Raw genomic sequence first — 8,599 nt, forward strand, 5'->3', positions numbered from 1 at the left:
TTTTATTTTATTTCGCAAAATACTGTGATCCAAAACATTAATTCCTGCTAATATTCACAAAAGGTGGAAATTATATGACGAATAGACGAATGGTGTTTTATTATTACATAAAAGTTCCCTTGTGCATATATGCACAAGGGAACTTCTTATCTATTTTTCCGTATTTTAAAAAGAACTAGTTATTCCTATTGTTAAACCTGCTGCTTCTGAAATTATTTTTTAATTATACGTTCTGTTTTTTCTAAACCATCCGCCCTAACTTTTACAACATACACTCCTGAAGCCAACTCACTCATTTTTATTTGCACATCATAATCTTTTAGTCGTTTTATTTCTTTAACAAGCTTTCCATTTTGGTCAAAGAGAGTAATACCAACCTCATTTAAATCGATTTCTCTCGGAACAGATACATTTAACTCATTTTGAACCGGATTCGGCCAAATACTAAACCTTATACTTTCTTCTTCAAAATCATCAGCAGATAAATTATTAAAATCACTTTTACTTACTATTATAGAAAAATCTTGATTACCTCCTTTTAACACACCTTTATGATTAACTCTAACTGTATAAACCCCTTCTTCAGCACCCTCTATTTCAATTTTCTCGATGTTATCCACATCATTATCTTCTTTAAGAGCTATCAAATTATTGAAATTTTTATTCAATTTCCAAGGAAAGTATTCTTCACCATCTCTTATTACCCTAACGTCTAGATCATTAACTAAAACAGGATTTTTTAACATATACGACTCATCAAAGTTAGACCACCCTACATTTCCTGTAGGATCATTCCATGCAATAGTTATTACTATATTCACTCCGCTCTCTTCTACAAAAAAATCTTTTTCATAAACACTTCCTTCAATTAGATTTTCTTCAGAAATAATCACATTCTCACCCACTCCATTAGCTTTTAAAATTTGAACGCCTGATTTTGCATTTATTAAACCCCACCCAAATTTATGATCCGGTCCCGGAGCCTCTCCCGCTTCGTCTGCAGTATGAGCCATAAGAGCCCTTAATGTCGCTGATCTATATACTTTACCTCTGTTATTCATAGACCATTGCTGCCACAATCCTATTATTCCAGTAACTGCCGGTGCTGCCATAGACGTTCCGCTATTATATACATACTTATCATTTGCACCGTTAGAAACAAATCTACTTGAATAAACATCCACTCCTTTAGCTGAAATATCAGGCTTGATTCTGAAATCATTTGTTGGACCAGGACTGCTAAATTGTGCTAATTTAATACTTCCAGCCCCAGTATAATTATTAACCTGATGCACCGCTGCTACAACTATACTATTTTTAGCTGTAGCCGTTCCTAATATTAATTCATTTCCATTTTTATTTATATTAGGTTTTATATTAGGATAAGTCCACCCATCATTTCCTGCTGCAACTACTGGTTGGTAATAAGGATTGGTATTTGTGATTTCATCAAACGAAGCTGCCGACCACTCATAAGCACCAAAATACTCATCCTCTACAATTTGATTCCCCTTATTATCAGTTGCGGGCATCCCATAAGAATGATTAGAAACTAATAATCCGTTATCTTTTGCCTCATCTCTCATTTCTTGAACATCATTATCCCAATCATAACTAACAATAGTTGCATTAGGAGCCATACCTTTTGCCATAGCTATTTTTCCTGCTGCCCCCATCGTTCCGGAAACGTGAGTCGCATGATTTCTATTATCAACATAATCAAAGTTTACTGGAGAAGGTGTGTCCTTTAATATCACGCGACTAACACCTCCTTCTACAAATTCCTGATGTGTATTTAACGCTACATCTCCATCCCATATTCCCAAAGTAACACCTGATCCATCCAAATTAGTTTCTAAAACCCCTCCGGGTGCCACATCATTAACATGAGATGTAATCCGTGAACCAGAATTAAACGTAGTTCTATATATAAGTTTCCCAAAACTATCTACACCTATAGCCTTATAAGGATTCCCTTGTATAGTTGTTCCTTCTAGCGGAATACCTTTCTCGTTTGCAATTGTTATAATTACATCCTTACTGTAATTTATTTTTCCATACAATTCCTTATTCTGACTTGGAGTATGAGCTTCCGCTATCTTCTGACGTATTTCTTTATTTTGTGAATATCCTCCAACTACAAATCCTATTAATAAAGACACTGTGTATATTTTTCTATACATTGTTATATTTTTTACATGGCTAAAATAATTCTTTTTCAAAAAAATCATATTTATTTTTATTTAAAAAATCACAAATATAACTTACCATAGTAAACAAATGGATATTCAACAATTCTTAAAAAACTCAATATCTAAACCTTTTACAAATATCTTATAAAAAAAGAGAGAAAAAACTCTCTTGAGCTCCCCCTCTATTTTAAAGTTTATCGAGGTTTCTTAATAAAAAAAACAAAATCATAAGTATTAGAAAAAAAATCCCAAACCATTCAGGAATTCCGTACTTGAATAATATTTTTTCATTTTTTAATATATATCCTTCAACAATTAAAATATACAAATAAAACAGTAAAATCAGATAAAAGTATATCAATGAATTATACCTTATACTCTCTAAAAATTCACCTTTAAAAATAGCATAAAATGCCCTTTGTCCTCCACAGCCAGGGCACTGCCATCCAGTAGTATTATAAAAAAAACAAGGCAAACCTACACTACCTTCTTTAGCAAAAAGATAGTAATAAATAAACACAAAAAAAACAGGTAACAGCCATAAAAATAGCCTAATTACTCTTCTTTTCATTGTGCTGCATCTATCGCTTCTTTTATTGATTCTATATAAGCGTTCCATCCCCCTAATTGTTGAATACTATACCATGAATAAATCATGTGCAATACAAAAACAATTAAGGCTACCACACCTAATATCTTAGCACTTTTGGCTGCTTTTACCGCTCCTTCATAATCTCCATTTCTAAATTTACTGCTAGATTGCGAAGCCATTACAATGGCTATAACCCCAAGAATTAAACCAATACAAGAACAAAGCCCTAGTACTGTAGAAACAATCGATAATGCCATATAATTATTTGGCTTATCTCTGAACTCGTCCATTTTTTCAAATTCATTAAATTCCATACATGTTAATTTTATTAACAAATATAACAATTTTCATTATAAATCTCTAACTAAATATTCTATTTATAAAAAAGTAATTTATTAAAAATTTTTATGTGCATTTTAATACACTTAAAATTCATTACTCTACATACTCAACTTCATTAGACTTTTCAATATTGACATTATCGAAAAAGCCTTGCTCCTTCATCCAATCATCACTGTAAATTTTACTCATATAACGCGATCCATGGTCAGGAAAAAGAACAACTACATTGCTATTTTTATCAAATTCCCCTTCGGCTTCAAATTGACGAATAGCTTGAAAAACAGCTCCTGAAGTATAACCTAAAAACAATCCTTCTGCTTTCGCCAGTTCGCGCGCTGCATGAGCTGCTGCTTCATCTGTTACTTTTGTAAACTTGTCAATAACACTAAAATCTGTTGCGGTAGGAATAAGATTTTTTCCTAAACCCTCTATTCTATACGGAAAAATTTCGTTTTTATCAAACTCACCTGTTTCATGATATTTTTTAAGTACCGAACCATAAGCGTCAACACCTAGTACACGGATAGACGAGTCTTGTTCTTTCAGATATTTAGCCGTTCCCGAAATTGTACCTCCTGTTCCTGAGCAGGCAATAAAATGAGTTATTTTTCCATTAGTTTGTTCCCAGATTTCAGGTCCGGTAGTTTGGTAATGCGCTTCAATATTCAATTCATTAAAATATTGATTGATGTATATTGATCCTTTTAATTCTTCATGAAGGCGCTGAGCAACACTATAATATGAACGCGGGTCATCAGCAGCTACATTTGCTGGACAAACGTAAACCTTTGCCCCCATTGCTCTCAACATATCTATTTTGTCTTTGGAAGATTTAGAACTAACTGCTAAAATACATTCGTATCCTTTGATTGCACCAACCATAGCAATGCTAAAGCCAGTATTTCCGGAAGTGGTTTCTACAATTGTATCTCCTGGTTTTAATATTCCTTTTTTTTCTGCTTCTTCAATGATGTGCAACGCAATCCTGTCTTTTGCAGAATGTCCGGGGTTAAAAGCTTCTACTTTTCCATAAAAATTTCCTTTTAATCCCTGAGTGATTTTTGATAGTTTAATCAGCGGAGTATTTCCCACTAAATCCAGTATACTGTCAAAAGCCTGAATACTTTTTTTCATAAATTTATTTTTAATCAAAGTATTGACTACAAAAACATTCAATACTTTATATGAGACAAAGTTAATAAAAAATACCTAATTACTTTTTAATCCCCTCTAAATCGAACAAAAACGTGTATTCTTCTGCTACTTCTTTTAACGCTTCAAAACGCCCCGATGCACCGCCGTGTCCGGTATCCATATTAATATTTAAAAACAATTGTTTGTTGTTTGTTTTTAACGTTCGGAGTTTAGCTATCCATTTTGCAGGTTCCCAATATTGCACTTGAGAATCGTGAAATCCGGTTGAAACATACATATTCGGATAGTCCTGTGCTTTTACATTGTCATACGGAGAATAAGACAACATATAATCGTAAAATTCTTTCTCATTTGGATTTCCCCATTCATCGTATTCTCCTGTTGTCAGCGGAATGCTATCGTCCAACATTGTGGTGACAACATCCACAAATGGCACTTGCGCAATAACTCCATTGTACAAATCGGGAGCTTCGTTTGCAATAACGCCCATCAACATTCCTCCGGCAGATCCTCCTTCGGCATATAAATGTTCTGTAGAAGTATATTTTTGTTCAATAACGTATTCTGAACAAGCAATAAAATCGGTAAAGGTATTTTTTTTCTTGAACAATTTCCCGTTTTCATACCATTCTCTTCCCATATCTTCACCTCCTCTAACATGAGCAATCGCATAAACAAATCCTCTGTCCAACAAACTCAATCGGGTAGTAGAAAAATACGGTTCCATTGTAATTCCGTACGAACCATAAGCGTACAAAAGCAAAGGATTTTTTCCGTTTTTTTGCAATCCTTTTTTGTAAATCAAAGAAATAGGCACTTTTACTCCGTCTTTTGCCGTTGCCAAAATTCGCTCTTCCGTATAATTGTCCTTGTCAAAATCACCTAATACTTCCTGCTCTTTTTTAACCGTTTTTTCTTTGGTTCGCATGTTAAAATCAATCACAGAAGACGGCGTATTTAACGATTGATATACGTAACGCAAAATTTCAGTATCAAAATCGATATTTACACTTATGTAAGCATTATACGTTTCACTTTCAAAAGGCAAATAATACATCTGTTCCGGCTGATTCCAAGATTGTATTTTTAATTTGGACAAACCGTTAGATCGCTCCGAAACAACTAAATAATCTTTAAAAATATCGATTCCTTCCAGTAAAACATCGTTTTTGTGCGCGATTAATTCTTTCCAATGTTCAACATCGGTTTGGTTTTCCGGACACTGCATCAATTTAAAATTGTAAGCATCGTCCAAATTAGTCATAATATAAAAATGCGCATTATAATGAGAAATGCTGTATTCAACACCGCGAATTCTTTGCTGAAATATTCTAAATGTTCCATTCGGATTATCGGCTTCCAAAATGCGGTATTCTGACGTTAGCGTACTTTCGCTTCCGATAACCAAATATTTACGCGATTTTTCTTTGTAAATGAAAGTATTAAACGTGTCGTCTTTTTCAAAATACACCAATTCATCCGCTTCAATATCAGTAGCAATTTGATGTTTAAAAATTTTATCCGCTCTTAAAGTTACTTCGTCTTTGCGAGAATAATACAGCGTTTTGTTGTCACTTGCCCAAGTAGAATTTCCGGTTGTTTTTTCTATTTTATCGCTTAAAGTCTCTCCTGTTTTCAGGTTTTTGATTTGAATTGTATATTCTCGTCTCGATACCGTATCAACCCCAAAAGCCACCCAATTGTTATCTTCGGAAACATTAATTCCTTTTAAATGAAAATAAGTATGTCCCTCCGCCATTTCATTGCAATCAAAGATAATTTCTTCTATTGCATCCAAACTTTCTTTTTTGCGGGTATAAATCGGATAATCTTTTCCTGTTTCAAAACGAGTCAAATACCAATATTCGTTGTAAAAATAGGGAACAGAACTGTCGTCTTCTTTTATTCGGCTTTTCATTTCCTCAAACAGCAATTTTTGAAAATCCTGCGTATGCGCAGTCATTTCTTTGTAATAATCGTTTTCGGCATTTAAATACTCTATTACTTCCGGATTTTCTCTTTCATTCATCCAAAAATAATTGTCAGTTCGCGTATTGTTGTGTTTTTTTAATTGGGTAGGAATAATCTTTGCAATCGGTGCTTTTATATGTTGATCCATTTTTTCATTATTTGGAACAAAAATACTAATTATTTTTCGCCTCAAGATTATATGGATTTTAGTTATTCAGCAAGATTTTAAAGGATTTATATACACAAAAAGATCTTTGAATTTACAGGTCACTCCTACGGAGCTTGTTACGGATAATTTATTTGTTCTATTAACAGCTCGTCCCTATGGAACTCTTTTATCTATCAATAAGTTTCTCAAAATCTGTTATGATTCTTTTTTTGCTCATTCAATAAATAATCTTCCGAAAAAGACGACCCACAATCTTGATTATTGATTTGATGAATTAATTTTCTATTGTCAAAATAACTTCTATCCTCCATTATTTTTGATTTGTCAAAGTCAAATGCTTCGGTGTCATTATTTTCTTTCATCGACATTTCGTCGTAATACAAAGGTTTGTTATACTCGTAACTTTTTCAAAAACAAATGAAAGCTGTCCATTTAACAAATAATATTCCGTCAATAATTGAAATGTTTCGCCAAAATATTGAGTTACAATTTTTTCTAATTGTTCATTTTGATAATAAAACTGTACTTCTCCTCCTTCTGTTGATTCCCACAAATCTTTGCTTTCAATGGCAGTTCATTCTTTAATGGAATTTATTCTTTTAAAATTTGTTCGAATTATTTTCAATTTATTACGCAAATCATCTTTATCAACAGTATCTTTTATATCTGAATTATTATTTATTGAAATTGTGTCAGAAAAAATTGTAATTTCCTGTTCTAATTTTGTTTGTTTACAACTTATCAGAAGCAAAAACATGAATAAGCATACTATCTGTTTCATTGTTATTTAAGTTAATCACTGACTCTCAAATATACAAAACTCTTTCAAACAATATTCATCCAACTTTTATCTTTCAAAAAACATTAAACCTAAAACTTCCAACAAAAAATGTAAATTTGCTTTCGATTAAAAAATAAAATTATGTTTGGAGATTTAATAGGCATGATGGGAAAATTGCAGGAAGCCCAAAAAAAAGTAGAAGAAACAAAACAACGTTTAAACTCGGTTTTGATTCACGAGCAAAGTGCAGACGGCTTATTAAAAGTTACGGTAACCGCCAACAGACAAATCCGCAGTTTGGAAGTAAATGACGAATTGTTAAACGATAAAGAAGAATTGGAAGATTATCTGATTATGGTACTCAACCGCGCTATAGAAAAGGCAGGAAATGTACATGAAACCGAAATTGCTGCCGTAACCAAAGAAGGAATGCCTAACATTCCAGGACTGGACTTATTTAAATAAGTGAAAAATGAAAAAATATATTTGTGCATTTGCTGTGTCAGGTCTTCTATTATTGACTGCCTGTAAGAAAGATACTTCTGATTACAATTTATCTGTAAATGGTAAAGTTGAAGGGTTAAAGCAAGGAAAACTATACCTATATAAAGTACAAGATACTGTTTTTACTGCGATAGACTCCGTTGTTATTAAGGGGAATCCCTCATTTAATTTTAACCTCACCATTGATTCACCGGAAATGTTTTTCCTTACATTAGACAGAGGACATAGTAAATCAATAGATAATCAAATTCCATTTTTTGCAGAACAAGGAAACATCGAAATCAATACCACGCTAAAAAGCTTTTTTAAAGACGCCAAAATTTTGGGTTCAAAAACCAATGACGTTTATCAGGAATATCTCCAAACCCGAACTTTGATTACCAATCGACAAAACGATTTACTAATTGAAATTTTTAATGCTGAAAAAGAAAATAACCAACAAAAAGCAGACAGTTTATACGTACTAAACAAAAAACTGAAGGCCAGACTATATTTAAATGCTGCAAACTTTGCCATTAATCATAATGATAGCGATGTAGCTCCTTATATAGCCTTGACAGAACTGTATGATCGTAATATTAAATATCTAGACACTATTTACAATAATTTAACAGGCAAGGTAGCTACCCATAAATACGGGCAACAGCTTAGAGAATACATCGAAGAACGTAAAACTAAATAAGTAATAAAGTGATATTCTAACAAATACTTTACAAGTATAAAATTCTGCTTGAGTTAATCTGCTCATTACATCAAACAAAAAATATTTACAAACCTGAGTTCGATTATAACAAGGCTAATTGATTAGTTATTACTTTCTCATATCTAATTGCAGGTTTCTTAGGCAAGAAATGATATGCAATAATTCCAGCGATAAGGTTAGTAAAGAAATT

At 32.6% G+C, this 8,599-nt stretch carries 8 protein-coding genes and 1 pseudogene; 2 read left to right on the forward strand and 7 right to left on the reverse strand.

Annotated elements, in window-relative coordinates; all coding sequences use genetic code 11:
• Positions 1-212: 212 nt before the first annotated feature.
• The 6 genes from C8P70_RS14200 to C8P70_RS13845 all read right to left on the reverse strand — a co-directional run bounded on the left by C8P70_RS14200 (position 213) and on the right by C8P70_RS13845 (position 6,783).
• Positions 213-2,183 carry a S8 family serine peptidase gene (locus C8P70_RS14200; protein WP_166666234.1) on the reverse strand — a complete coding sequence of 657 codons (1,971 nt, stop codon included), beginning with the start codon at positions 2,181-2,183 and terminating at the stop codon, positions 213-215.
• Positions 2,184-2,379: 196 nt separating this feature from the next.
• Complete coding sequence (locus C8P70_RS14275; RefSeq protein ID WP_133713788.1) at positions 2,380-2,811, reverse strand: DUF2752 domain-containing protein; 432 nt, start codon at positions 2,809-2,811, stop codon at positions 2,380-2,382.
• Positions 2,760-3,098 carry a CD225/dispanin family protein gene (locus C8P70_RS13260; RefSeq protein ID WP_133713789.1) on the reverse strand — a complete coding sequence of 113 codons (339 nt, stop codon included), beginning with the start codon at positions 3,096-3,098 and terminating at the stop codon, positions 2,760-2,762. The genes C8P70_RS14275 and C8P70_RS13260 overlap by 52 nt, the downstream gene beginning before the upstream one ends.
• A 121-nt stretch (positions 3,099-3,219) precedes the next feature.
• Positions 3,220-4,260 carry a PLP-dependent cysteine synthase family protein gene (locus tag C8P70_RS13265; RefSeq protein WP_133713790.1) on the reverse strand — a complete coding sequence of 347 codons (1,041 nt, stop codon included), beginning with the start codon at positions 4,258-4,260 and terminating at the stop codon, positions 3,220-3,222.
• A gap of 79 nt (positions 4,261-4,339) precedes the next feature.
• Positions 4,340-6,400 carry a S9 family peptidase gene (locus C8P70_RS13270; protein ID WP_133713791.1) on the reverse strand — a complete coding sequence of 687 codons (2,061 nt, stop codon included), beginning with the start codon at positions 6,398-6,400 and terminating at the stop codon, positions 4,340-4,342.
• Positions 6,401-6,606: 206 nt separating this feature from the next.
• Positions 6,607-6,783: a hypothetical protein gene (locus C8P70_RS13845; RefSeq protein WP_208293416.1), complete on the reverse strand. Its 177-nt coding sequence runs from the start codon at positions 6,781-6,783 to the stop codon at positions 6,607-6,609.
• Positions 6,784-7,343: 560 nt separating this feature from the next.
• On the opposite strand from C8P70_RS13845, the gene C8P70_RS13275 reads away from it, so the two are divergent.
• Entirely contained in the window at positions 7,344-7,667 is a 324-nt protein-coding gene (locus tag C8P70_RS13275) for a YbaB/EbfC family nucleoid-associated protein (protein WP_133713792.1), read from the forward strand.
• A 7-nt stretch (positions 7,668-7,674) separates the two neighbouring features.
• Positions 7,675-8,388, forward strand: a complete 714-nt coding sequence (locus tag C8P70_RS13280; RefSeq protein ID WP_133713793.1) for a DUF4369 domain-containing protein — start codon at positions 7,675-7,677, stop codon at positions 8,386-8,388.
• Between the two features lie 103 nt (positions 8,389-8,491).
• Here C8P70_RS13280 and C8P70_RS14380 read toward each other — a convergent pair.
• Positions 8,492-8,599, reverse strand: a pseudogene (locus tag C8P70_RS14380) (IS982 family transposase); the annotation flags it as partial.

Source organism: Myroides indicus, from assembly GCF_004364575.1.
In the GTDB taxonomy this organism is placed as follows: Bacteria; Bacteroidota; Bacteroidia; order Flavobacteriales; family Flavobacteriaceae; genus Flavobacterium; species Flavobacterium indicum_A.

Bases quoted from the DNA above. Each gene is read 5' to 3' on its own strand.
- C8P70_RS14275 (WP_133713788.1), bottom strand. From the start codon at position 2,811: ATGGAACGCTTATATAGAATCAATAAAAGAAGCGATAGATGCAGCACA.
- C8P70_RS13845 (WP_208293416.1), bottom strand. From the start codon at position 6,783: ATGAAAGAAAATAATGACACCGAAGCATTTGACTTTGACAAATCAAAA.
- C8P70_RS13275 (WP_133713792.1), top strand. From the start codon at position 7,344: ATGTTTGGAGATTTAATAGGCATGATGGGAAAATTGCAGGAAGCCCAA.
- C8P70_RS13270 (WP_133713791.1), bottom strand. From the start codon at position 6,400: ATGGATCAACATATAAAAGCACCGATTGCAAAGATTATTCCTACCCAA.
- C8P70_RS13265 (WP_133713790.1), bottom strand. From the start codon at position 4,260: ATGAAAAAAAGTATTCAGGCTTTTGACAGTATACTGGATTTAGTGGGA.
- C8P70_RS13280 (WP_133713793.1), top strand. From the start codon at position 7,675: ATGAAAAAATATATTTGTGCATTTGCTGTGTCAGGTCTTCTATTATTG.
- C8P70_RS14200 (WP_166666234.1), bottom strand. From the start codon at position 2,183: ATGTATAGAAAAATATACACAGTGTCTTTATTAATAGGATTTGTAGTT.
- C8P70_RS13260 (WP_133713789.1), bottom strand. From the start codon at position 3,098: ATGGAATTTAATGAATTTGAAAAAATGGACGAGTTCAGAGATAAGCCA.